The organism is Microbacterium sp. SLBN-154 (assembly GCF_006715565.1).
Taxonomy (GTDB): domain Bacteria; phylum Actinomycetota; class Actinomycetes; order Actinomycetales; family Microbacteriaceae; genus Microbacterium.
In genome coordinates this window covers 1,742,472-1,766,065 of record NZ_VFNL01000001.1, presented here as the reverse complement: position 1 = coordinate 1,766,065, position 23,594 = coordinate 1,742,472, and the positions used below count along the sequence as shown (strand labels likewise).

Below are 23,594 nucleotides of genomic sequence, written 5' to 3'. Positions count from 1 at the left end.
GGCTCCCTGAGGGGTCGTGGGGCGCGGACGATCGCCGCGCGAAGGCACGGTTTCAGAGGGTAGCCCTGCGAAGGCCCGTGATCCAATTGGAAAGCAGCCGGATGCCGGCCTCCCCCGACTTCTCGGGGTGGAACTGCGTGGCCGACAGCGGCCCGTTCTCGACGGCGGCCAGGAAAGGCTCGCCGTAGGTCGTCCACGTCAGCGCCGGCTGGGGGAAGGGATCATGGACCTCGAGCTCCCAGGTTTTCGCGGCGAACGAGTGCACGAAGTAGAAGCGCTCGTCAGCGAGCCCGGCGAACAACCGGCTCTGCGGATCGGGAGTGACGGTGTTCCACCCGATGTGCGGAAGAACCGGCGCGTCGAGCTGCGTCACCTCGCCGGGCCACTCGCCGAGCCCCGCGGTGTCGACGCCGCGCTCACGCCCCCACTCGAAGAGGACCTGCATGCCCACGCAGATGCCGAGGACGGGAAGGCCCCCCGCGAGCCGACGTTCGATGAGCTCGTCTCCACGTCGGGCCCGAAGCGCCTCCATCACGGCCCGGTAGGCGCCGACACCCGGCACCACGAGTCCATCGGCATCGCGCACCAGTCCCGGGTCGGCGGTCAGGCGGGCATCGGCACCGGCTTCGACGAGGGCCTTGACGGCGCTGTGGACGTTGCCCGATCCGTAGTCGAGGACGGCGACGAGCGGACGGTCGCTCACAGAGCTCCCTTGGTGCTGGGAACGCCGTCGACCAGGGCGTCCCACGCCTTGGCCGCCCGGAACGCCCGGGCGAACGCCTTGTACTCCGCCTCGGCGATGTGGTGGGGGTCACGGCCGCTCAGCACCTCGACGTGGACGGTGAGTCCACCGTGGACGGCGAGCGCTTCGAAGGTGTGCCGGACCAGCGAACCGGTGAAGTGGCCGCCGATCAAGTGGAACTCGAACCCTGCCGGCTCGCCGCCGTGCACGAGGTAGGGTCGCCCGCTGATGTCGACGACCGCGCGGGCGAGCGCCTCATCCAGCGGCACCATGGCGTCGCCGTACCGGGAGATCCCGGCCTTGTCGCCGAGAGCCTGGCGGATCGCCTGGCCGAGGACGATCGCGGTGTCCTCCACCGTGTGGTGCGCGTCGATGTCGGTGTCGCCGTGGGCGCGGACGGTGAGGTCGGTCAGGGAGTGCTTCGCGAAGGCGGTGAGCATGTGGTCGAAGAACGGCACCGTGGTCTGAATGCTGCTCCGACCGGTCCCGTCCAGATCGAGCTCGAGCTCGACGGTGGACTCGCTTGTCGCACGGCGAAGCGATGCGGTACGCGCAGGACGGGTCATGCGCCCGAGTCTATCGACGCCAGCGCGTCCAAGAAGGCGGTGGTCTCCTTGTCGGTGCCGGCCGTCACACGCAGGTGGTGCGGGATGCCGACGTCACGGATCAGCACGCCCCGGTCGTAGAGCGCCTGCCATGTCGCCGCAGGGTCTGACACTCCCCCGAAGAGGACGAAATTGGTCCACGACTCGTACGGTTCGTACCCGAGGGCGGACACCGTGGCCGAGATCCTGTCGCGCTGCGCGACGATCTCATCCACCATCGAAAGCATCGTGGGGGCGTGCCGAAGGGCGGCGGTCGCGGCTGCCTGGGTCAGGGCGCTCAGGTGGTACGGCAGGCGCACCAGGCGAAGCGCGTCGATGACGGCCGGATCCGCGGCGAGGTAACCCACCCGCGCTCCGGCGAAGGCGAAGGCCTTGCTCATCGTGCGTGAGACCACCAGTCGCGGCCGATCGGGCAGGAGCGTCACCGCCGACGGGGCGTCGTGGGGCGCGAACTCCACGTAGGCCTCGTCGACGATGACGATGCCTCGCGTCGCACGGTAGACGGCGTCGACGACGTCGAGCGGCAGCGGTGTGCCCGTCGGGTTGTTCGGAGCGCACAGGAACACCACGTCGGGTTCGGCCGCGGCCACCTGGGCAGCGGCCGAGTCCGCGGACACGGTGAAGTCGTGCGCGCGGGTGCCCGCGTGCCATGTCGCTCCGGTTCCCCGCGTCAACAGGGGGTACATCGAATACGTCGGGGCGAACCCGAACGCGGTCCGTCCCGGGCCGGCGAACGCCTGCAGCAGATGCTGGAGGACTTCGTTCGATCCGTTGGCCGCCCAGATCTGCTCCCGGACGAGGCCGTGACCGAGGTAGTCCGCCAGGTGCTCGCGCAGCGCGGTGAACTCGCGGTCGGGGTAGCGATTCACCTCGCGCAGCGCGATGGCCACGGCGTCGAGGATGTCGTCGGCCACCTCCGCAGGGACGGGGTGGGTGTTCTCGTTGACGTTCAACGCCACCGGCAGTTGAGCCTGCGGCGCTCCGTACGGGATCTGGCCCCTCAGGTCGTCGCGGATGGGAAGGTCATCGAGCGTCGCACTCACCCTTCCCATCGTACGGCGCCATGCCCGCCGGGCCTGCGGATCAGTCGGCGTACTCCGCAGGGATCGCCAGTTCCTGCCCGGCCGACACGAGTCCCGCATCGAGGCCGTTGAGACGGCTGAACGCCGCCACCACATCGCGCGGGTCGGCCGCAGGGGCCACGCGCTCGGCGATCGCCCAGAGTGAGTCACCCGCCTGCACGGTGACGGTGTCGAACGCGCCCGAAGGGGCACCGTCGGCGCGGGTGGCGAGCGCCGATCCCCCGCTGATCATCGCCACACTCAGCGCGACGACGGCGGGCAGCGCGGCGAGCGTGGCGAGGACACGGCGTCCGCGTGCGGTCAGCCGCAGTCGGGTCGCGGCGGCGGCACCGGTCATGGTTCCCGTCGAAATCGTGATCGCGCTCATCGTGTGCTCCCGTTCCCGGCTCGGCCGGTGTCGTTTCGGGTCTGGGTTCGCATCCACCCGTCGGCCGGGACGGGCGGATGCGAACCTCTCTTCCGAATCTATCTTCGATGTGAAATGCTGTCAAGCGGGTCGGAATCCGTCGAACGATCGAACGCGACACGCGAGCGAGGTCCGGTGGACACCGATCGGAACCGGATACGGTTTCGACGAGGACACCTCACCACCGACCTCCGACATTCGAAGACGCGACGATCGCGCCACGGGGCCCGGGGCGGGGTTTCCGGGGAGACAGGAGCAGACATGAGCGAGCCGAACACCAAGCCGCAGACACGGCGGCGCAAGAGCCTGAGCGACAAGCAGATGGCCATCCTCGAGGTGATCCAGCGCTCGATCGCCCGCCACGGTTATCCCCCGAGCATGCGCGAGATCGGCGACGCCGTGGGCCTGAAGTCGCTGTCCAGCGTCACCCACCAGCTCAATCAGCTCGAGTTGAGCGGGTACCTGCGGCGCGACCCCGGCAAGACCCGGGCCATGGAGGTGCTCATCGACCTTCCCGGCAGCGCCGCGGAGAACCCCGCCGACCGCACCCCCGCGGTGGGCGACGCCGCCCTCGTGCCGCTGGTCGGACGGATCGCCGCAGGTGTCCCCATCACGGCGGATCAGCAGGTCGAGGAGGTCTTCCCCCTTCCCCGCCAGCTGGTCGGCAAGGGCGAGCTGTTCATGCTGAAGGTCGCCGGCGATTCGATGATCGACGCGGCCATCTGCGACGGCGACTGGGTCGTGGTGCGTGCGCAGGGCACGGCCGAGAACGGCGAGATCGTCGCTGCCATGCTCGACGGAGAGGCGACCGTCAAAACGTTCCGTCAGCGTGACGGCCACACGTGGCTGCTCCCCCGCAACACCGCTTTCGAGCCCATTCTGGGCGACGAGGCGATCATCCTGGGCAAGGTCGTCGCGATCCTTCGCGCGGTCTGACAGCGGTCGGCTCCCCCGACGCCGCGGGCCCCTCGACGTGGAGGCCCGTAACGTGGAGGCCCGTAACGTGGAGGCCCGTAACGTGGAGGTATGGTCGCGCCCCTTCCCCGGAACTCCGCATCCGCTCCCGCCCGCACGCTCCCGTTCGGCACCTGGCCGTCGCGCATCACGGCGGACGCGGTGGCTGCCGCTTCGCCGCGGCTGGACGGCGCCCGCTTCGTCGGGGATGAGATCTGGTGGGCCGAGACGGTCCCTGAAGAGCAGGGGCGAACGACCGTGCGACGTGCACCGCGAGCGTCGGTGCCGGGCTCACAGGTCGACACGCTGCTGCCTGCTCCGTGGAGCGTCCGCTCGCGTGTCCACGAGTACGGCGGTGGCGCGTGGGGCGCCACCCCAGACGGCGGGCTGGTCTTCGTGGAGAAGTCGGATCAGCGGGTGTGGCTGCTGTCTCCGGGGTCGACTCCGACCCCACTGACACCTGCCGTGTCGGGGCAGGCGCTCGGGGGTCTGTGTGTGACCCGGGGGCGGGTCCTCGCCGTCCGCGAGGTCCTCGGAGAGCCCGTCACCCATGACATCGTCGAGATACCCCTCGACGGGTCGGCCGCCGACGACATCGATCGCGTGACCTCGTTGACAGCGGGGAGCGATTTCGTCGCGCAGCCTGCGCTCTCCCCCGACGGATCCCTGCTCGCGTGGCTCGCGTGGGATCACCCCCACATGCCCTGGGACCGGGCTGAGGTGCGAGTGCGCCGACTCGACGACGGAGAACCCGCGGGCCGACGCGTGGCCGGAGGCGCCTCCGCCGCTCTCCAGCCCGAATGGACCGCCGACGGCGCCCTTCTGTACGCCGATGACGTGAGCGGGTTCTGGAACCTGCACCGCCTCGACCCCGCGGACGACCGGGCTGAGGTGATCGCCCCGGATGAACGCGACACCGGAGGTCCGCTGTGGGTGCTCGGATCACGGTGGTTCGCGCCGCTCACCGACGGTGTCGTCGCCGTGCGCACACGCGGTCGCGACGAACTCGTCCACCTCTCCTCGGGCGGCGTGGTGACCGTCATCCCTGTTCCCGCGGTCGGCAACCTCCTGGTGGAGGACGCAGCAGGCACCGACGTCCTCGTGTCGGGAAGCCCGGAAGACGCCCCCACGGGGCTGTGGCGCATCGATCTGCGCGAGCCGTCGCGGCCGAGCGTTCACCTTCTGACGGGCGGACGCTGGCACGACGAAGGAGTCTCCCCCTGGGTGCCGCTCCCCCGGCGATTCACCGTCGACGGACGCCACGGCGTCGTCCACGCGGTCGACTTCCCCCCGACCCACCCGGAGGTGCAGGGACCCGACGACGCCCTTCCGCCGTACGTCGTGCTCGTCCACGGCGGCCCGACCGCTCATGCGCCCGGCGTTGTCAGCCCGAAGACGCTCTTCCTGACCTCTCGGGGGATCGGCGTGGTCGAGGTCAACTACGGAGGCTCCAGCGGCTTCGGCCGCGAATACCGCGAACGTCTGCGGGGCCGGTGGGGCGTCGTCGATGTCGACGACGTCATCGACGTCGCACGTTCCCTCGCCGCGGACGGAACCGCCGACCCCGCCCGCATCGCGATCGCGGGCGGATCGGCAGGAGGCTGGACGGTGCTCGGAGCACTGGTCGCCTCCGACGCCTTCGGCGCCGGCATCTCGCGATACGGCGTGGCCGACGCCCGGCTCCTCGCGGCCGAGACGCACGACTTCGAAGCGCGCTACCTCGATGGCCTCATCGGGCCGCTTCCCGCCAGCGAGACGGTCTACCTCGAGCGGTCACCGCTGACCCACGCCCACCGCATCCAGGCTCCGGTGCTGCTTCTGCAGGGAGAGGAGGACGCCGTGGTTCCGCCCTCGCAGTCGGAGGCCATCCGCGACGCGCTGCGCGCCGGCGGTGTGCCCCACGCCTACGTTCTCTACCCGGGTGAAGGGCACGGATTCCGCCGGAGCGAGACCGTCGTCGACATGGTGCGCACAGAGCTCGCGTTCTTGGGAGCCGCCTTCGGGTTCACCCCGGCGGACGTCCCGCCGCTCGACCTCGACCCGACCGGCTGAGTGGTCGCAGCGGTTCGGCGAGACGTCAGATCCGGAACGGCGCGAGCTCGGCCGCGAGCCGCTCACCGACGTGAGCGTGGAGGTAGGTTCCCTCCGCCCGGTGCTCCTCGGTGAGGATGAGACCGGAGTCGTGCGCAGCCGACACCAGGTCGCCGCGGTCGTAGGGGACCACCGCCTGCACCTCCACCGCGGGCAGCGGCAGGGCGTCTTCGATGGCTGTGCGCAGCTCTTCGATTCCCTCGCCGGTGCGCGAGGACACGAAGTGCGCGTTCGGCACGAGTCCGCGCAACACCAGCCGGGTGTCGGCATCGACGAGGTCGGCCTTGTTGAACACCACGATCTCGCGGGTGTCGCGCGCACCGACATCACCGATCACATCCCGCACCGTCTGCAGCTGTGCGCCCGGATCGGGGTGGGCACCGTCGACGACGTGCACGATCACATCGGCGCCACCGACCTCCTCCAGGGTGGAGCGGAACGCCTCGACGAGCTGGTGCGGAAGGTTTCGGACGAATCCGACGGTGTCGGAGATCGTGTAGACCCGTCCGTCGGATGTCTCGGAGCGGCGCACCGTGGCATCCAGCGTCGCGAACAGCGCGTTCTCCACGAGGACGCCTGCGCGCGTCAGCCTGTTGAGCAGGCTGGACTTCCCGGCGTTGGTGTACCCCGCGATGGCCACCGACGGGATCGTGTTCCGCTTGCGCTCGGCTCGCTTGGCGTCGCGCGCCGGGGCGAACTGACGGATCTGCCGCCGGAGGTGCGCCATTCGCGTGCGGATGCGACGCCGGTCGAGTTCGATCTTGGTCTCACCCGGACCGCGTGACCCCATTCCTGCACCGGCGGCACCGACCTGGCCACCCGCCTGTCGGCTCATCGACTCACCCCACCCGCGCAGTCGCGGGAGCAGGTACTCGAGCTGGGCGAGCTCGACCTGGGCCTTGCCCTCGCGGCTCTTGGCGTGCTGGCTGAAGATGTCGAGGATGACGGCGGTGCGATCGATCACCTTCACCTTCACGACGTCCTCGAGCGCGCGCCGCTGGCTCGGGGCCAGCTCGGCGTCGGCCACGACGGTGTCGGCACCGGCGGCGGCGACGATGTCGCGCAGCTCTTCGGCCTTCCCGCGCCCGACGTAGGTCGCCGGGTCGGGATTCGGGCGACGCTGGAGCACGCCGTCGAGCACGACGGCACCGGCCGTCTCGGCGAGGGCGGCCAGTTCGCGCAGCGAGTTCTCCGCCTCCTCCTGTTCACCCTGGGGATGCACGCCCACCAGCACGACGTTCTCCAGTCGCAGCTGTCGGTACTCGACCTCGGTGACGTCCTCGAGCTCGGTCGAGAGCCCTGGTACGCGGCGCAGCGCGGCTCGCTCCTCGCGATCCCACTGGTCGCCGTCCGAATCGTCGGAGACGACCGTCGAGGCATCCTGGAGGGCCTGGGCGGGCGCGAGCGTGCGCGATCCGGCGTCGGGGAAGGTGGTGGCCCGCGCGCCGTTGCGGGTTTCCGCGCGAGCGAGCACACGGTCGACCGGGTCGACGGCGTCGTCGGTGTGGATCTGTTCTGTCATGGGGTCCTTCCGGATGATCCGCGTATATGGTGCAGGCGTCGGGCGGGACATCCGTCTGCGGAAAGGGATTCGTCGACTCTAGCCTCCCGCGCCGGAGACCACCTCCGCTACGCTCGACAGCCATGGGGAGCGACCACTATTTCAGCGCGTCGCCCGCCAGCCCCGAGAATCTGCGTCGGATACGCGTAGTGCTCGCCGGCCGGGAGGTGGAGGTCACCACCGCGGGCGGGGTGTTCAGCCCCGACCGGTTGGATGGTGGGACCGCGGTTCTGCTCGCCAACACGCCGCCCTCACCGCCGGGCGGCAATCTGCTCGACCTCGGGTGCGGGTGGGGACCGATCGCGTTGTCTCTCGCAATGACCTCGCCGCACGCCACCGTGTGGGCGGTCGACGTCAACGAACGGGCCCTGGACCTGGTGCGTCGCAACGCCCAGTCCCTGGGGCTCGACAATGTCAACGCCGCGACGCCCGACGATGTTCCCGATGACATCGGGTTCCGCACCATCCGATCCAACCCCCCGATCCGGGTCGGGAAATCTGAGCTCCACGGTCTGCTGGAGCGATGGATCCCTCGGCTGGACGAGCGGTCCGATGCCTGGCTCGTCGTGCAGCGGAACCTGGGTTCGGATTCGCTGCAACGATGGCTGGCTGCGACGCTCGAGTCCGGATTCTCGGTGCATCGCGCCGCCACCGGGCGGGGTTTCCGGGTCATTCGGGTACGCCGCCACGGCATGCCGCCCACCGGACCGATCGCGCTCCCTTGACCCGTCGTGATCAGGCGAGGGTGATCTCGCCGGTGAAGACCAGCGCAGCCGGACCCGACAGCAGGACCCGCCCCTCGACGACGCGCACCGCGAGCGTGCCGCCTGGCACCTGCACGCTCCAGTGATCAGGTGCCCCCCGGCCGGCCCAATGCCGTACCGCGAGCGCCGCCGCAGCGACCCCCGTGCCGCAGCTGAGGGTCTCGCCCACTCCCCGTTCGAACACCCGCATCCGGATGACCCCCACCCCATCGCGCACGAGAGGGTCGGCGGGGACGACGAACTCGATGTTCGCGCCGGCCGGCGGGTCGGGATGGAGCATCGGGCGAACCGCGAGATCCAGTCGTTCGAGCTCGCCTTCGGACTGCAGCGCCACCACGACGTGCGGATTGCCGACGTCGATGCCGAGCCCCGGCCGCGGGATGTCCAGTCCCCGCGCACGGACGAGGGTCTCCTCGGGCTCCACCGACCACGCTCCGAGGTCGACCTCGTAGCCGAGTTCGCTGCGGGTGAGGGTCTTCACCCCCGCCCGGGTGCCGATGGGCACGGGCCCGTCGAAGCGCGCCAGCCCGGCGTCTTCGAGGTAGCGGGCGAACACGCGGATGCCGTTGCCGCACATCTCCGCCGCCGAACCGTCGGCGTTGCGATAGTCCATGAACCATTCGGCATCGGTGGTCGCTGCCCCCTCGGGAAGGGACGCGCTGCGGACGACGCGCAGGATGCCGTCGGCGCCGATACCGAAACGGCGGTCGCACAGAACGGCGACCTGGTCATTCGAGAGCTCGAGCCGGCCGTCGGGATCTTCGACAATGACGAAGTCGTTTCCCGTGCCGTGGCCCTTCGTGAACGGCACCGCGTGAGGCATGCACCCCAGCCTAGGCGCCAGCCCCGGGAGACACCGCGCGGGGGTCAGTCTTCGATGAGGCGCTTGCCCGTCGCCCAGGTGTCGAAGTGCTCGAAACCGAGGGCCTCGTAGAAGCCCTGCGCGACGCCGTTCTCGGGCCTGACCATCAGCTGCACCTTGGGGCAGCCCATCTCGAGAAGGAGCTCCTCGGCATGTTCGACCAGGCTCCGGGCGATGCCCTGACCGCGGTGGTGCGGGTCGCTCGCCAGGTAGTACAGCCAGCCGCGATGACCGTCGTAGCCGGCCATGACCGTCCCGACGATGTGACCGTCATCGTCCGCGGCCACGAGGAAGAGCTCCGGCTGGACCCGGAGCTTGCGGGCGATGTCCTGGTAGGGGTTGTTCCAGGGCCGTGTGAGACCGGTGGTCTGCCAGAGGAGGACGACCGCGTCGGTGTCGCCGGGGGCGAAGGACCGGATCTGCAGGCTCATGCCATCGAGCCTGCCAGACTCTCCCCTGCCGTCGCGCCGTCCATCCATGTGACGCCCTCGTATCGTCGGAACCACGACACCTGGCGCCGGGCGTAGCGACGCGTGAGCGCCTGCGTCTGCGCGATCGCCTCCGGGCCGTCGATCTCACCCCGCACCTGGGCCAGCGCCTGTGCGTAGCCGATGGCCCGTGGCGCGGTGGTGCCCTGCTCGAGTCCGATGTGCCGAAGCTCCCTCACCTCGTCGAGCAGCCCCTCATCCCACATCCGCTCGACACGGCGATCGAGGGTGTCGACGAGTTCGCGACGGTCGCGCTCGAGACCGAAGAGCCTGGTGCGCGGGTACCACAGGGTCTGGGCCGCGGGAAGGGCGCCGCCGTGCGTGCGGTCCCCCTGGGCGATCACCTCGAGGGCTCTGATGATCCGGCGCGTGTTCCGGGAGTCTATGCGGGTGGCCGCTGCCGGGTCCGCGGTGCGCAGCCGCTCGTACAGTGCGGCAGGACCGATCCGGTCGAGCTCGGCCTCGAGGGCGTGTCTCAGCGCCTCATCGCGCGGCGGGAACCGGAAGTCGAACAGGACCGCCGAGACGTAGAGGCCCGATCCGCCGACGAGGACGGCGTCCACGCCCCGGGCGTGAAGGGAATCGATGACGTCGCGTGCGGCGGACTGGTACCAGGCCACGGCTGCATCGTCGGTGACCTCGAGAACGTCGAGAAGGTGATGCGGGATGCCGCGGCGCTCGCCGACGGGGATCTTGGCGGTTCCGATGTCCATCCCCCGGTACAGCTGCATGGCGTCGGCTCCGACGATCTCCGCGTCACGACCCGCGGCGCGCAGCGCCTCTACGAGGTCGAGCGCGAACGCCGACTTGCCGGTGCCCGTCGCACCGATGACACTCCAGAGACGAGGGCCCTCCGCGGTCATCCGGTCGGACGGGGAGTCGTCGGACGGGGTCTTCACTCGCCGATGCGCAGCGTGGGAAGGCCGAGGGACACAGCTCGAGGTGCGCCCGCGTCGGCACCGGGTGTGGGCACGGCGCACGATTCCGCCTGCGCCCTGTCCCACGCATCGCCCGCGCGCGTGCGCCGGATGCGGAGCCGATCGCCCGCCGGCGCGTCGGCGAGGAGGTGGAAGGGGGCAGCGTGGGTGATGATCGCCGTCACCATATCTCCGGGACGTGGGAGCGCAGAATCGGCCGGAACCTCGAAGTGGACGAGTCGGTTGTCCTCGGCGCGCCCGGTCAGCCGGTGGGTGGCCGCATCCTTCTTGCCCTCACCGCTGGAGACCAGCACCTCCACCTCGCGACCGAGCTGGCGTCGGTTCTCCTCGAGACTGATCCGCTCCTGGAGGGCGATGAGGCGCTCGTATCGCTCCTGCACGACCGACTTGGGCACCTGATCCGGCATCGTCGCAGCCGGGGTGCCCTCGCGGATGGAGTACTGGAAGGTGAAGGCACTGGCGAAACGCGACTGCTCGACGACGCGGAGGGTGTCTTCGAAATCCTCGTCGGTCTCGCCGGGGAAGCCGACGATGATGTCGGTGGTGATGGCGGCGTGCGGGATGCGGGCGCGCACCCGATCGAGGATGCCGAGGAACCGCTCGCTGCGGTAGGACCGTCGCATCGCCTTGAGGATCCGGTCGCTGCCGGACTGCAAGGGCATGTGCAGCTGCGGCATGACCGCGGGGGTCTCCGCCATCGCGTCGATGACATCGTCGGTGAAGGCTGCGGGATGCGGGCTGGTGAAGCGGATCCGCTCGAGGCCGTCGATGCCGCCGGCGGCCCGAAGGAGTTTGCCGAAGGCCTGCCGGTCGCCGAACTCGACGCCATAGCTGTTGACGTTCTGCCCGAGGAGGGTGACCTCGATCGCACCGTCGTCGACCAGCATCCGGATCTCACTGAGGATGTCGCCCGGACGCCGATCCTTCTCCTTGCCGCGGAGATGGGGGACGATGCAGAACGTGCAAGTGTTGTTGCACCCGACGGAGATCGAGACCCAGCCGCTGTGGATGTGGTCGCGCTTCGTGGGAAGCGTCGACGGAAAGACTTCGAGCGCCTCGAGGATCTCGAGCTCCGCCTCGTCGTTGTGGCGCGCACGCTCGAGCAGACGCGGGAGCGAGCCCATGTTGTGGGTGCCGAAGACGACGTCCACCCACGGCGCCTTGTCGAGCACGGTCTGCTTGTCCATCTGAGCCAGGCACCCGCCGACCGCGATCTGCATGCCCTCGCGAGCGTCTTTGCGCGACTTCAGATGCCCGAGCGTGCCGTACAGCTTTCCCGCGGCGTTGTCGCGCACGGCACACGTGTTGATCACCACCACGTCGGCTTCCTCGCCGGGTCGCGCGGGCAGGTACCCCGCACTCTCGAGCGAGCCCGACAGGCGCTCGGAGTCATGCACGTTCATCTGGCAGCCGAAGGTGCGCACCTCGTAGGTGCGCACGCTGCCGTCTCGAGCCACGGCGGCGGGCGAAGGGGCGACCAGGGTGGGCGCGGCGGAGGGAGTAGACATGGTGCCTGCAATTCTAAGAGCCCGCATTCTCCAAGCCGGAATCTGCGGGGCCGCCATTCACCGCGGCGACGCTCAGGAGAGCTCGCGCGCCTCCTGGAGGGCCGTGCGCGCCGCGATGAGCGCCGAGGAGCCTCCGAATCCGCGGCGGGCGAGCTGACCGGCAAGTCGTCGCAGAGCCACGTCGTGATCGAGCCTGGCCAGACTCCGCGCCTTCCCCCGGGCGAACTCCAGCGCCCGTTCGTCGTCGTCATCGGGCAGCTCCGCCAGCGCGGCGTCGGCGACATCGCGCTCGACCCCGCGCTGCGCCAGACGGCGGGCGATGGCCCGGCGACCTTCGCTCTTGCGGGCCACGCCACTCCACACGACCTGCTCTGCGAGGCGGCCGTCGTCGAGGTAACCGCGCTCGCAGAAGGTCGCAACGAGCTCGGCCGCCGCCTCGCGACTCAGTCCGCGTGAGACGACGAAGGCCTCCGCCTCACGGATGGACAGGCCCCGGGCGCCGAGTCGCCGCAGCAGCGCCCTTTCCACCACCGCCACGTCGACGACATCGGTGTCGGTGTCGGCACCGCTCTCGAGGTCCGCCGCGTTGCTCCCACCACGTCGTCCCGCCGAGGGGGGCTCCGCGCGATCAGACCTCGTCGTCGTGCCGGCCGAGCGGCCACGAGCTGCGCGCCCGCCGGACGGGTGGACAGGGAGGGCATCAGGCGTCGACCCCGTGAAGAGCGGGATGACGGGGGCGAGGTCTTCCTCGCCCCCGCTCTCGACGAAGCGGACCATCAGGCCGGGCGACGCGCCGCGAGCTCGTCGGCGACCGCGCCCCCGCGGGGCTGGCCGATGCCGAGCTTGTCCTTGATCTTCGTCTCGATGTCAGCGGCGATGTCATCGTTCTTGAGGAGGAAGTTCCGGGCGTTCTCCTTGCCCTGGCCGAGCTGCTCCCCGTCGTACGTGTACCACGCGCCCGACTTCTTCACGATCCCGTGTTCAACGCCGAAATCGATGAGGCTTCCCTCTCGCGAGATGCCGACGCCGTAGAGGATGTCGAACTCGGCCTGCTTGAACGGCGGAGCCATCTTGTTCTTGACCACCTTGACGCGGGTGCGGTTGCCGACAGCCTCGGTACCGTCCTTGAGCGTCTCGATACGACGGATGTCCAGGCGCACCGACGCGTAGAACTTCAGCGCCTTTCCACCGGCGGTGGTCTCGGGAGACCCGAAGAACACGCCGATCTTCTCGCGCAGCTGGTTGATGAAGATCATCGTGGTGTTCGTCTGATTGAGTCCACCGGTCAGCTTGCGAAGCGCCTGCGACATGAGCCGTGCTTGGAGACCGACGTGGGAATCACCCATCTCACCCTCGATCTCCGCCTTCGGCACGAGCGCCGCGACGGAGTCGATGACCACGAGGTCGATCGCTCCCGAGCGGACGAGCATGTCGGCGATCTCGAGCGCCTGCTCACCGGTGTCGGGCTGCGACACCAGCAGCGAATCGATGTCGACTCCGAGCTTCTTGGCGTAATCGGGGTCGAGGGCGTGCTCGGCGTCGATGAACGCGGCGATGCCGCCGGAGCGCTGCACGTTGGCGATCGCATGCAGAGTGAGCGTGGTCTTACCCGAGGATTCCGGACCGTAGATCTCGATGATCCGGCCGCGGGGAAGCCCGCCGACGCCGAGGGCGACGTCCAGCGCGATGGAGCCGGTCGAGATGACCTCGACGGGAGCGCGCTCGTCACCGCCGAGGCGCATCACCGAGCCCTTTCCGAACTGCCGGTCGATCTGGGCGAGAGCCGTTTCGAGGGCTTTCTCGCGGTCGGCGGGTGATGGCATGGCGTGCTCCTTCTGCTCGCGTTCCGTCGCCTGTAGGCTGCCGCGCTCTGCACCGGACGATGCGGATGCTGCGGCAAGGCGGAGGTGTCGTTCGACGCGATTCACGGTACGAGGGGCCTCCGACATCGACCGTCGACCCGCGCCGTTCCGTGGATAACCACCGTGCGACACCTGCTGTGCAGGAGCCTACGCCGATCTCGAACGCATCTTCGACGACACGCCGCGGGAATCAGCCGCGCCGCGGCTCCAGCCGTCCGACGCCGTACCAGCGCTCGGGGGGCACATCAGCCGCCGCGCACAGGGCACGCCACACCTCACGGGGCGCGGTGCCGGCCTCGAGAGCCTCGGCGGCGGTGCGGTCGCCGAGATCGGACAGCACCAGGTCGGCTGTCAGCGAGGGGCCTCGAGGTCCGAACTCTGCTTCGACGGCGCGCTGGAACTCGCTGCGACGCATGGGTGACCGCGCGTCAGCGCAGCGAGAGCTCGGCGTCCACGGACGCGACCAGGTCGTCGGGCACGACGTCGGGGAAGGTCTGCAGGCCCTCGAGGACGGCGATGCGATCGCCTACTTCGCGCATGATCGTGGAGATCGGAACGTCCAGCGCTTCGGCAACCGAGGCGAGGATCTCGCTCGAGGCCTCCTTCTGCCCGCGCTCGACCTCGCTGAGGTATCCGAGGGCGACGCTCGCACGACTGGCGACCTGGCGGAGGGTGCGGCCCTTCTGCTGGCGGAGGTCACGCAGGACTTCGCCGATCTCGTGACGTACCAGGATCATGTGGGTCCCCTCCTTACCGTTGATTCCGCCGCTGTCCGGGTGAACAACGGTACAACACCGATGCAGTCACACTAATCCCGTGCGCTGGGTGATGGGTGGGAATCACCGAATGTAACCGAGCGGAAACACGACATGTTCCCGATCCGTCGATCACGTCCGCGCCCGTACCTCGTCCAGGGCCCGGCGAACCGTCTCCGCGCGTATCTCCGCCCGCGTCCCATGCAGTTCGAGAGGCACCACCACCGACGTCTCCGGGGTGCGGATCCCGATGAAGACGGTACCCACCGGCTGACCGTCCTGCGGGTCGGGCCCGGCGACGCCGGTCGTCGAGACTCCGACGTCCGCCCCCAGCCGATCGCGCACCCCGCCGGCCATCTGGAGCGCGACTTCGGGATCCACTGCACCGCGGGCGTCGAGGAGGGAGTCGTCCACGCCGAGCAGATGATGCTTCAGATCCGTGGCGTATGCGGTGACTCCCCCGCGCACGAGCGAGGATGCCCCCGGCACGGAGACCAGCGCGGCGACGAGCAGTCCACCGGTGAGGGACTCGGCGACGGCGATGGTCCACCCGCGGTGCGCGAGCGCGTGCAGAAGAGCGGATGCCGCTGCATCCCCCTCCCCTCCGTCGCGGCCGCCTGGGAGGTCGACGTCCGGGCCGGTCACGAGCCCCCCCGGGCGCGGCGCGCGCCGCGCACCTCGCTGATGACGTAGTCGATGCCGCTGGCGATGGTGAGGATGACCGCGATCGTCATCGTCACGCCGTTCGCCCACCAGATCCACTCGCCGACCAGCGGCGCGAGGGGCAGCAGGGCCAGCGACAGGGCCACCGACTGCGCGACGGTCTTGAGCTTGCCCATCCATGCCGCGGCGAGAACATGGTCGCTGACGACCATGAACCGGTACACCGTGATGCCGATCTCTCGGATCAGCACGACGATGGTGATCCACCAGGGCAGTTCGCCGAGGATCGACAGGCCGATGAAGGCGAACCCGGTGAGCACCTTGTCCGCGATGGGGTCGAGGAGCTTGCCGAGGTCGGTGACGATGTCATGACGCCGAGCGATCCACCCGTCGACGCCGTCGGTGGCGATCGCGACGATGAACAGCGCCGCCGCCCACCACCGCAGCGCCCCGTCTGCACCGTCGTCGATGAGAAGCATCGCGAGGAAGACGGGTGCGACGAGGATCCGCACGACGGTGATGATGTTCGGCAGCTGCCTCGGCACGGCCATCAGTCGCGTCCCGTCAGATCCCACGCATCTTCGCCGGCGTCGGCGTCGACCACGGGAAGGCCTTCGAACTGGGCGTCGACGGGATCGACGTCACCCTCGGGTACGTCGTCCCCACGCAGCCGCGCGAGCACCCCGGGCAGCTGTTCGGCGGTGACGAGGACGTCGCGGGCCTTCGACCCCTCGGACGGACCGACGATCTCACGCGACTCGAGCAGGTCCATCAATCGACCCGCCTTGGCGAAACCGACGCGGAGCTTGCGCTGCAGCATCGAGGTCGAGCCGAACTGGGTCGAGACCACGAGCTCCGCGGCGGCCAGGAGGAGCTCGAGATCGTCGCCGATGTCGGCGTCGATCTCCTTCTTCTCCGCGGCTGCGGCGACATCCGGTCGATACTCCGGACGCGCCTGCTGCGTGACGTGCTTGACGACCTTCTCGATCTCGGCCTCGCTGACCCACGCGCCCTGCACGCGGATGGCCTTCGAGGTGCCCATCGGCAGGAAGAGGCCGTCTCCCTGCCCGATGAGGCGGTCGGCACCGGGCTGGTCGAGGATGACGCGGGAGTCTGTGACGCTCGTGACGGCGAACGCGAGCCGTGAGGGCACATTGGCCTTGATCAGACCCGTGACGACATCCACGGAGGGGCGCTGGGTCGCCAGCACCAGATGGATGCCGCTGGCGCGCGCCAGCTGGGTGATGCGCACGATCGAGTCCTCGACGTCGCGGGGCGCGACCATCATGAGGTCTGCGAGCTCATCGACGACGACGAGCAGGTAAGGGTAGGGCTTGAGGACGCGCTCGCTGCCGGCCGGCAGCTGCACCTCCCCCGCGCGGACGGCACGGTTGAAGTCGTCGATGTGTCGGAACCCGAACGACGCGAGGTCGTCGTACCGCATGTCCATCTCCTTCACCACCCACTGCAGCGCCTCGGCGGCCTTCTTGGGGTTGGTGATGATGGGCGTGATCAGGTGCGGGACGCCGGCATACGAGGTCAGCTCGACACGCTTGGGGTCGATCAGGACCATGCGGACGTCGGCCGGTTTGGCGCGCATCAGCAGGCTTGTGATCATCGAGTTGACGAAGCTCGACTTGCCCGACCCGGTGGAACCGGCCACCAGCAGGTGGGGCATCTTCGCGAGGTTCGCCACGACGTATCCGCCACCGACGTCTTTGCCGACGCCGATGGTCATGGGATGGGTCGATTGGGTGGCCGCGCCCGAGCGGAGGACGTCGCCGAGTGTGACGATCTCGCGGTCGGTGTTGGGGATCTCCACGCCGATGGCGCTCTTGCCGGGAATCGGCGCGAGGATGCGCACCTCGTTGGACGCGACGGCGTAGGCGATGTTGTTGGTGAGGGCGGTGATGCGCTCGACCTTGACCCCCGGGCCGAGGGCGATCTCGTACTGCGTGACCGTCGGTCCGCGCGAGAAGCCGGTGACGCGTGCGTCGACCGCGAACTGCTCGAGCACGCCGGTGATGGCAGCGACGACGGCGTCGTTGGCGGCGGAGCGTTCGCGGTGAGGGGTGCCGGCCGCGAGCGCGGCGACGGACGGGAGCCGGTAGGGAGCGTCGGACGAGGTGAGCCCGCCCTCCGTTCCGAGGCCCGAGAGCCCGGGGAGGTCGTCGCCGGCATCGTCCGGAGCGGCGTCGTCGCGCAGGGCTGTCGGCTCACCGCCGCGGGATGCCGCCGGAAGAGGCGGACGGGCGGGGATGATCTCGGTGACGGCGTCGGGGGCGGGCGCGACGGGGGTGATCGCCTGTTCGAACCCGCCTTCGGCCGCACCCGGGGTCAAGAGGGCGGTCAGATCGTCGGAGGAAAGGTCGCTCTCGACGTCTTTCTCCCGGCCGGTGCGATTGCGACGCCACCACGGCAGCGAATCGGTGCGCTCGTCGCCGTCGCCGTCACCGTCGCCCTCGGCACCCGATGCCCCGGGCGCACGCTCCGGTGCGGGTTCGGCACCGAACATCCAGGCGTAGAGCTCTCCCAGTCGACGTCCGATCCGGTTCGGCGGAGTCTTGGTCAGGATGAGGATGCTGAGGATCGCCAGCAGGGCGAGGGCGATGCATCCGCCGACATCCGTCAGCAGCAGCGCGAGCGGCTCGCCCACCATCCAGCCGAGCACGCCGCCGGCCTCGCTGAGGGCCGGAAGCCCCTGCCGCGGTTCGGGGCGGCCACCCAGGACGTGACAGAACCCCGCGACGGTCAGGACGAACAGCGCGAAGCCGATCCCGATGCGCCCGTTGTCATGCACGGAAGGAGGATGGCGGAACAGCCAGCCGGCCAGCAGGATGAGGAAGACCGGCAGGAGGAACGCCTCGCGGCCGATCAGCCCGCCGGCGGTGTAGGCGCTGATGGTACGGGCGACCTCGGACCCGATGAAGAACCACTCCACGATCGCGCCGGCGACCGCCAGCAGCACCAGCAGGAACGGGAAGCCATCACGGCGCTGATCCTTTTCGAGCGACTCGAGTCCGAAGGCGCGGAAGAGGCCACCGACCCCGTGGGCGAGACCGAGCCACGCACGCACGACCACGGGGGGACGCTCGGCGTCGTCGACGTAGGCCTTGGGAGCGGGCGCGGCTTTGCGAGCGCGCGTCGGGGCGCCCTTCGCGGGCGCTCGACCGCTCTTGGTCGGGCTGGTACTCCTGGCCATGGTTCGAGCGTAGGCGCCGAGACCCGCCTTCGCCCGGAGCGACCCCCCGAACGGCGGCGTTCGACAGCGGGTCGCAGCTCAGCGCAGGCGCTTGACCATCGTGTCGCGCCCCATGCCCGACTGGGTCACGGCGAATCCCTCGGATCGGTACAGCGTCGTGGCGTAGTTGCCCCGTTCGACGCTCAGACTGAGTCTCGACAGGCCTCTGCTGCGCGCCTGGTCGGCGAGGCGACGCAACAGCTCCCGCCCCACGCCCCGCGCCCGCCACATCGGCTTCACGCCGATGATCAGCTCGGGGACGCCGGTGCCCACGTAGCCGAAACCCGGATCGCTGCGCGGGAACACCCGGTACCAGGCGGCGCCGATGGCCTCGTCGTGATCGGTGAGCGCGACGAAACCCTCGTCACCCGGTCGCATCCAACCCGCCACATACCTGCTGTACTCGTCACTGGCGAGGATCTGGTGCCGGGGACGAGCCCCTCCCTGCCGCCAGTTCGCCGCCTCCACGACCATGTCGGCCAGGAACCCGCCGTCCGCCTGCGCGGCCGGGCGAAGGCGGACGGCGGCGGGCATGCGGCGATTGTAGGACGCAGGTGCGGCGGTGCGCTCGCGGTCAGGCCTCGATGACCAGCGGCACGATCATCGGCCGTCGACGCAGCGACTGGTTCACCCACCGCCCGATGGTGCGGCGCACGACCTGGGAGAGCGCGTGGCTGTCGCGCACGCCCGACTGCGCCGCTTCGGTCAGGGCGGCGGCGATCTTCGGCTTGACCCCCTCGAAGACCTTGTCGTCCTCGGCGAATCCGCGCGCATGGATCTCGGGCCCGCTGATGATCTTCCCGGTCGCGGCGTCGACCACGATGATGACCGAGATGAACCCCTCCTCGCCGAGGATCCGACGGTCCTTGAGGTCGGCCTCGGTGATCTCTCCGACGGTCGAGCCGTCGACGTAGACGAAGCCGAGATCCAGCTGCCCGACGACGTCGGCGACGCCGTCGCGGAGGTCGACGACGGTGCCGTTCTCGCCGATGATCGTCCGCTCGGGCGCGATGCCGGTGTCCTGGGCGAGCCGTGCGTTCGCCATCAGATGGCGGTACTCGCCGTGCACGGGCAGCACATTGCGGGGCTTGAGGATGTTGTAGCAGTACAGCAGTTCGCCGGCGGCGGCGTGACCGGAGACGTGCACCTGGGCGTTGCCCTTGTGCACCACGTTCGCACCGAGCTTGGTGAGACCGTCGATCACGCGGTAGACGGCGTTCTCGTTGCCGGGGATGAGACTCGAGGCGAGGATCACGGTGTCGCCCTCGCCCGGCTCGATCTCGTGGTCAAGGTTCGCCATGCGGCTCAGGACCGCCATGGGCTCGCCCTGCGACCCGGTCGACATGTAGACGATCTTGTCGTCCGGGAGGTCGCGGGCCTTCTTGTAGTCGATCAGCACGCCCTCCGGCACGTGGAGGTAGCCGAGGTCGGACGCGATCGTCATGTTGCGCAGCATGCTGCGCCCGAGGAGTGCCACCCGTCGGCCGTGCGCCGCCGCGGCGTCGAGGACCTGCTGAACGCGGTGGACGTGGCTGGAGAAGCTCGCCACGATCACCCGCCGGGGTGCCCGGGCGATGACCTGGTCGAGCACGGGACCGATCGAGCGCTCCAGCGGCGTGAAGCCCGGGACATCCGCATTGGTGGAGTCGACCAGGAACAGATCCACGCCCTCCTCCCCCAGCCGGGCGAAGGCGCGGAGGTCGGTGAGGCGACCGTCGAGAGGCAGCTGGTCCATCTTGAAGTCGCCGGTGGCCAGGACCGTTCCGGCGGGAGTGCGGATGGCCACGGCGAGCGCGTCGGGGATGGAGTGATTGACCGCGACGAACTCGAGGTCGAAAGGCCCGACCTTCTCTTCGCGCCCCTCGGCCACGGTCAGGCTGTAGGGCTTGATGCGGTGTTCCTTGAGCTTCGCCTCGACGAGAGCGAGAGTCAGCGACGACCCGATCAGGGGGATGTCGCTCTTCAGCCGCAGCAGGTAGGGCACGGCGCCGATGTGGTCCTCGTGCCCGTGGGTGAGCACGACGCCGACGATGTCGTCGAGGCGCTGCCGGATCGGCTCGAAGTCGGGAAGGATCAGGTCGACACCCGGCTGGTGCTCCTCGGGGAAGAGCACGCCGCAGTCCACGACCAGGAGCTTGCCGTCGAATTCGAAGACGGTCATGTTCCTGCCGACCTCACCGAGGCCGCCGAGAGGCGTGACGCGGAGGGTGCCTGCGGACAGGGCGGGGGGATCGAAGGGGGTGGTGGGCATCTCTCGCCTTCCTGCCGCGCGGTGCGCGGCGGTCGCGGGCTCGTCGAGAGCCGCGGGGGGTTATCGCGTGGTACCCGACACCTTGGGCAGCGCGCCGCCGGCGGCGGCGTTGCGGTCGGGTCGGAAGTTGGAGAAGTCGGCGCCGGGCACCTCGGAGACGAGGGCCAGCTCGTCTTCGATGCGCGCGGCCTCCCATTCTTCGGGGCCGACCAGCGGCAGGCGGACCCGCGGGCTGGAGATGCGTCCCAGCCCGTGGAGGATGTACTTCGCCGCGACGGTGCCCGGCACGTGCGTCATCACGGCGCGAACGAGCGGCTCGAGCTTCTTGTGCGCCGCCGTGGCCGCGCCAAGGTCACCGCTGTTGACCGCGTCGACGATCACCCGGTAGGGCTGAGCGGCGATGTTGGCAGTGACCCCGATGAGCCCGGTGGCACCGATCGACAGATGCGGCAGCACATTGGCGTCGTCGCCGGAGAAGTACATCAGGTCGGTCTGGTTCAGCACGCGGCTGACCTCACTGAAGTCGCCCTTGGCATCCTTGATCGCCAGGATGTTCGGGTGCTTCGCCAGACGCAGGATGGTCTCGTAGCGGATCGGCACCCCGGTGCGACCGGGGATGTCGTAGAGGATGACCGGGAGGTCGGTGGCATCGGCGACGAGCCGGAAGTGCGTCAGGATCCCCGCCTGGGTGGGCTTGTTGTAGTACGGCGTGACGATCATGATCCCGTCGGCGCCGGCTCGCTCGCTGGCCTTGTACAGCTCGATCGCGTGCGCCGTCTCGTTGGAACCGCCGCCGGTGATGATGCGGGCGCGGCCGGCCGCGACATCCTTGCCCACTTCGACCAGTCGGATCTTCTCGGCGTCGGTGAGGGTGCTGGTCTCGCCCGTCGTTCCCGTGACGACGATGCCGTCGGCTCCGGCGGCGATGCACGAGTCGATGTGCTTCTCCACGGCGGGCCAGTCGACCTCGCCGTCGGCGGTCATCGGAGTGACCAGCGCGACGAGCACCTGTCCGAAGGGGTTGCCCGTGTGCGTCATGTCCTCAGGCTATCGTCCGCGGGTGCGCGTGATCAGCGGCCGGCGCCCGATGCGGCCTCGGTTCGCCCGTCACGATGCGCGGCCGCGACCGCACGTTGCGTCAGGCGAACCGGATGACAGCGTGTCCGCCTGTCACGATCGGCGACCGGCATCGGCGAGATGTGGCAGGCGAAGGTCGCGACCGCGCGGCGGCGAGAGGCGCGGGGGCGAGAGGCGCGGGGTCAGCGGCCGCGGGCCGCGGCAGCGGCCACCAGGGCGTCGGGCATCGCCCGCGAGAGCGCGACGAGCGCCTTGTACCGCAGCGACGGAACCGAGACCGCCCGACCTCGGGCGACGTCGCGCAGCGATTCCCTGACCACGGCGGGCGCGTGCAGCCACAGCGCGGCGGGTACACCTTCCTCGCCCGGCGGCAGCCCCATCCGCTCGTGGAAGTTGGTGTGCACGAAGCCGGGGCACACCGCCGTGACGGTGACGCCGCGGGCGCGGTAGGCCACGTTCGCCCAGCGGCTGAAGCTGATGAGCCACCCCTTCGCCGCGCCGTAGGTGCCGCGCGGCACGAAGCCCGCCACCGAGGCGATGTTCACGATGCGCCCGCTTCCCCGCTCCAGCATTCCGGGCAGAACCGCGCGCATGAGTCGCATCGCCACCTCGACGTGGAGGGTCAGATGGCGAGCCTCATCGTCGGGGTCGTTCCGCTCGAAGGCGAGCGGAAGACCGAACCCGGCGTTGTTGACGAGGAGATCGATCGGATGCCTCGGATCGGCCGCGCGCCCCTCGACACGACTCCGGTCGTCGGCGTCGAGGAGGTCCGCGACGACCACCTCGACGTGCACGCCCGAAGAACGCGCCTCGCCGGCGACCCGCTCCAGTGCCGCGGCATCGCGGGCGACCAGCACGAGGTCCATTCCGCGCGACGCGAGCTGCCGGGCGTACTCGGCGCCGAGCCCGGAGCTCGCGCCCGTGATCAGAGCGGTTCGCGCCATCTCAGGGGGCCACCCGACCACCCGCGGTGAAGGCCGCGTGGGTCAGGGGCATGAGCTCGGCCCAGAAGGCTTCCATCTTCTCGGCGCACATCTCGATCTCGCGCTGCGGGAAGGAGGGGAAGTGGCTTCCCTCGGCTTTGGTGCGCAGGGACAGGAAGTTCATCAGCGATCGCGCGTTCATGGTGACGTACATCGAGGAGTAGATGTTCAGCGGCAGCACGATACGGGCCACCTCTCGCGCAACGCCCGCCGCCAGCATCCGCTGGTAGGTCTCGAACGCGTCGGTGGCGACCCGCCGAACCCCCTCGTCCACGACCGCGTGCTGCTCGGGGGTGCCGGGAAGGAACTCGTAGGCTCCGGGCTTGCCGACCTGCACCAGGTTGCGGTCCGCCGCCGGGACGTAGAAGACCGGCCGCAGCTCCCGGTATCGGCCGGACTCCTCGTTGTACGAGGCGATCCGGTGCCGCATGAATTCGCGGAAGACGAAGATCGGCGCCTGGACGTAGAACGTCATCGAGTTGTGCTCGAAGGGCGACCCGTGCCGATCGCGCATGAGGTAGTTGATGAGGCCCTTGTCCCTCGCGGTGGCCTCGGTTCCGGCCGCGGCGGCGTCGAGGGTCTGCTCACCCTGCGTCGACACGCGCGCGGCGAAGAGCACATCGGCGTCGGAGGCGCTGGATCGGACGAGCTCGACGGTCACATCGCTGCGGAACTCGATCTCGGGGCTGGCTTCGGCTTCGGTCACGGGGAAACCCTATCGCCGCGTCATATATCCGCAGGGAAACGCCGGCCGGCTCCAG

At 69.6% G+C, this 23,594-nt stretch carries 24 protein-coding genes; 3 read left to right on the top strand and 21 right to left on the bottom strand.

All coding sequences use genetic code 11. The features are described from left to right. Positions 1-52: 52 nt before the first annotated feature. From hisH to FBY40_RS08555, 4 genes are read right to left on the bottom strand one after another with little or no spacing between them, the layout of a single operon-like run. Positions 53-703: an imidazole glycerol phosphate synthase subunit HisH gene (gene hisH, locus FBY40_RS08570; RefSeq protein ID WP_141938001.1), complete on the bottom strand. Its 651-nt coding sequence runs from the start codon at positions 701-703 to the stop codon at positions 53-55. Next, positions 700-1,308, bottom strand: coding sequence for an imidazoleglycerol-phosphate dehydratase HisB (hisB, locus tag FBY40_RS08565; RefSeq protein ID WP_141937999.1), 609 nt, complete (start codon positions 1,306-1,308; stop codon positions 700-702). Before hisB ends, hisH begins: the two co-directional genes overlap by 4 nt. After that, positions 1,305-2,399 (bottom strand): histidinol-phosphate transaminase, encoded by a 1,095-nt coding sequence (locus tag FBY40_RS08560; RefSeq protein ID WP_200829959.1) that lies wholly within the window; start codon positions 2,397-2,399, stop codon positions 1,305-1,307. The genes hisB and FBY40_RS08560 overlap by 4 nt, the downstream gene beginning before the upstream one ends. A 31-nt stretch (positions 2,400-2,430) precedes the next feature. Continuing rightward, positions 2,431-2,796, bottom strand: coding sequence for a LysM peptidoglycan-binding domain-containing protein (locus FBY40_RS08555; RefSeq protein ID WP_141937995.1), 366 nt, complete (start codon positions 2,794-2,796; stop codon positions 2,431-2,433). A gap of 300 nt (positions 2,797-3,096) precedes the next feature. Between FBY40_RS08555 and lexA the strand changes: the two genes are divergently transcribed. Both lexA and FBY40_RS08545 read left to right on the top strand, forming a co-directional pair. Beyond that, complete coding sequence (gene lexA, locus FBY40_RS08550) at positions 3,097-3,771, top strand: transcriptional repressor LexA (protein WP_141937993.1); 675 nt, start codon at positions 3,097-3,099, stop codon at positions 3,769-3,771. Between the two features lie 90 nt (positions 3,772-3,861). After that, a complete protein-coding gene (locus FBY40_RS08545; protein ID WP_141937991.1) occupies positions 3,862-5,841 on the top strand; it encodes a prolyl oligopeptidase family serine peptidase in 1,980 nt (659 codons plus the stop codon). Positions 5,842-5,866: 25 nt separating this feature from the next. Here FBY40_RS08545 and hflX read toward each other — a convergent pair whose 3' ends face one another. Beyond that, positions 5,867-7,402: a GTPase HflX gene (gene hflX, locus FBY40_RS08540; RefSeq protein WP_141937989.1), complete on the bottom strand. Its 1,536-nt coding sequence runs from the start codon at positions 7,400-7,402 to the stop codon at positions 5,867-5,869. A 122-nt stretch (positions 7,403-7,524) separates the two neighbouring features. Here hflX and FBY40_RS08535 point away from each other — a divergent pair, with 122 nt between their 5' ends. Further along, positions 7,525-8,166: a class I SAM-dependent methyltransferase gene (locus tag FBY40_RS08535; protein ID WP_141937986.1), complete on the top strand. Its 642-nt coding sequence runs from the start codon at positions 7,525-7,527 to the stop codon at positions 8,164-8,166. A 10-nt stretch (positions 8,167-8,176) separates the two neighbouring features. On the opposite strand, the gene dapF is transcribed toward FBY40_RS08535, so the two are convergent. From dapF to thyX, 16 genes are all read right to left on the bottom strand, one after another. After that, a complete protein-coding gene (gene dapF / locus FBY40_RS08530) occupies positions 8,177-9,028 on the bottom strand; it encodes a diaminopimelate epimerase (RefSeq protein ID WP_141937984.1) in 852 nt (283 codons plus the stop codon). 44 nt (positions 9,029-9,072) lie between these two features. Further along, positions 9,073-9,498 carry a GNAT family acetyltransferase gene (locus FBY40_RS08525; RefSeq protein ID WP_141937982.1) on the bottom strand — a complete coding sequence of 142 codons (426 nt, stop codon included), beginning with the start codon at positions 9,496-9,498 and terminating at the stop codon, positions 9,073-9,075. Beyond that, positions 9,495-10,418, bottom strand: coding sequence for a tRNA (adenosine(37)-N6)-dimethylallyltransferase MiaA (gene miaA, locus FBY40_RS08520; protein WP_141940097.1), 924 nt, complete (start codon positions 10,416-10,418; stop codon positions 9,495-9,497). Before miaA ends, FBY40_RS08525 begins: the two co-directional genes overlap by 4 nt. A 32-nt stretch (positions 10,419-10,450) precedes the next feature. Continuing rightward, positions 10,451-12,001 carry a tRNA (N6-isopentenyl adenosine(37)-C2)-methylthiotransferase MiaB gene (gene miaB / locus FBY40_RS08515; RefSeq protein ID WP_141937980.1) on the bottom strand — a complete coding sequence of 517 codons (1,551 nt, stop codon included), beginning with the start codon at positions 11,999-12,001 and terminating at the stop codon, positions 10,451-10,453. A gap of 72 nt (positions 12,002-12,073) precedes the next feature. Further along, the gene (locus FBY40_RS08510; RefSeq protein ID WP_235014713.1) at positions 12,074-12,778 is read right to left on the bottom strand and encodes a regulatory protein RecX; all 705 of its coding nucleotides are present in this window, start codon (positions 12,776-12,778) and stop codon (positions 12,074-12,076) included. Then, a complete protein-coding gene (recA, locus tag FBY40_RS08505) occupies positions 12,778-13,824 on the bottom strand; it encodes a recombinase RecA (RefSeq protein WP_124292919.1) in 1,047 nt (348 codons plus the stop codon). The genes FBY40_RS08510 and recA overlap by 1 nt, the downstream gene beginning before the upstream one ends. A gap of 229 nt (positions 13,825-14,053) precedes the next feature. Next, positions 14,054-14,278 (bottom strand): DUF3046 domain-containing protein, encoded by a 225-nt coding sequence (locus FBY40_RS08500; RefSeq protein WP_141937979.1) that lies wholly within the window; start codon positions 14,276-14,278, stop codon positions 14,054-14,056. Between the two features lie 13 nt (positions 14,279-14,291). Beyond that, positions 14,292-14,600 (bottom strand): helix-turn-helix domain-containing protein, encoded by a 309-nt coding sequence (locus tag FBY40_RS08495; RefSeq protein ID WP_124292917.1) that lies wholly within the window; start codon positions 14,598-14,600, stop codon positions 14,292-14,294. 150 nt (positions 14,601-14,750) lie between these two features. Beyond that, complete coding sequence (locus FBY40_RS08490) at positions 14,751-15,263, bottom strand: CinA family protein (RefSeq protein WP_141937977.1); 513 nt, start codon at positions 15,261-15,263, stop codon at positions 14,751-14,753. Beyond that, a complete protein-coding gene (gene pgsA / locus FBY40_RS08485; protein WP_141937975.1) occupies positions 15,260-15,832 on the bottom strand; it encodes a CDP-diacylglycerol--glycerol-3-phosphate 3-phosphatidyltransferase in 573 nt (190 codons plus the stop codon). The genes FBY40_RS08490 and pgsA overlap by 4 nt, the downstream gene beginning before the upstream one ends. Then, on the bottom strand, positions 15,832-18,483 hold the full coding sequence (locus FBY40_RS08480) for an FtsK/SpoIIIE family DNA translocase (protein WP_141937973.1): 2,652 nt from the start codon (positions 18,481-18,483) through the stop codon (positions 15,832-15,834). The genes pgsA and FBY40_RS08480 overlap by 1 nt, the downstream gene beginning before the upstream one ends. 78 nt (positions 18,484-18,561) lie before the next feature. Next, complete coding sequence (locus tag FBY40_RS08475) at positions 18,562-19,056, bottom strand: GNAT family N-acetyltransferase (RefSeq protein WP_141937971.1); 495 nt, start codon at positions 19,054-19,056, stop codon at positions 18,562-18,564. A 40-nt stretch (positions 19,057-19,096) separates the two neighbouring features. Beyond that, the gene (locus FBY40_RS08470; protein ID WP_141937969.1) at positions 19,097-20,773 is read right to left on the bottom strand and encodes a ribonuclease J; all 1,677 of its coding nucleotides are present in this window, start codon (positions 20,771-20,773) and stop codon (positions 19,097-19,099) included. A gap of 60 nt (positions 20,774-20,833) precedes the next feature. Beyond that, positions 20,834-21,811 carry a 4-hydroxy-tetrahydrodipicolinate synthase gene (gene dapA, locus FBY40_RS08465; protein WP_124292911.1) on the bottom strand — a complete coding sequence of 326 codons (978 nt, stop codon included), beginning with the start codon at positions 21,809-21,811 and terminating at the stop codon, positions 20,834-20,836. Positions 21,812-22,032: 221 nt separating this feature from the next. Further along, positions 22,033-22,794: an SDR family NAD(P)-dependent oxidoreductase gene (locus tag FBY40_RS08460; protein WP_141937967.1), complete on the bottom strand. Its 762-nt coding sequence runs from the start codon at positions 22,792-22,794 to the stop codon at positions 22,033-22,035. Between the two features lies 1 nt (position 22,795). Further along, positions 22,796-23,539 carry an FAD-dependent thymidylate synthase gene (gene thyX, locus FBY40_RS08455; RefSeq protein WP_141937965.1) on the bottom strand — a complete coding sequence of 248 codons (744 nt, stop codon included), beginning with the start codon at positions 23,537-23,539 and terminating at the stop codon, positions 22,796-22,798. Positions 23,540-23,594: the final 55 nt, after the last annotated feature.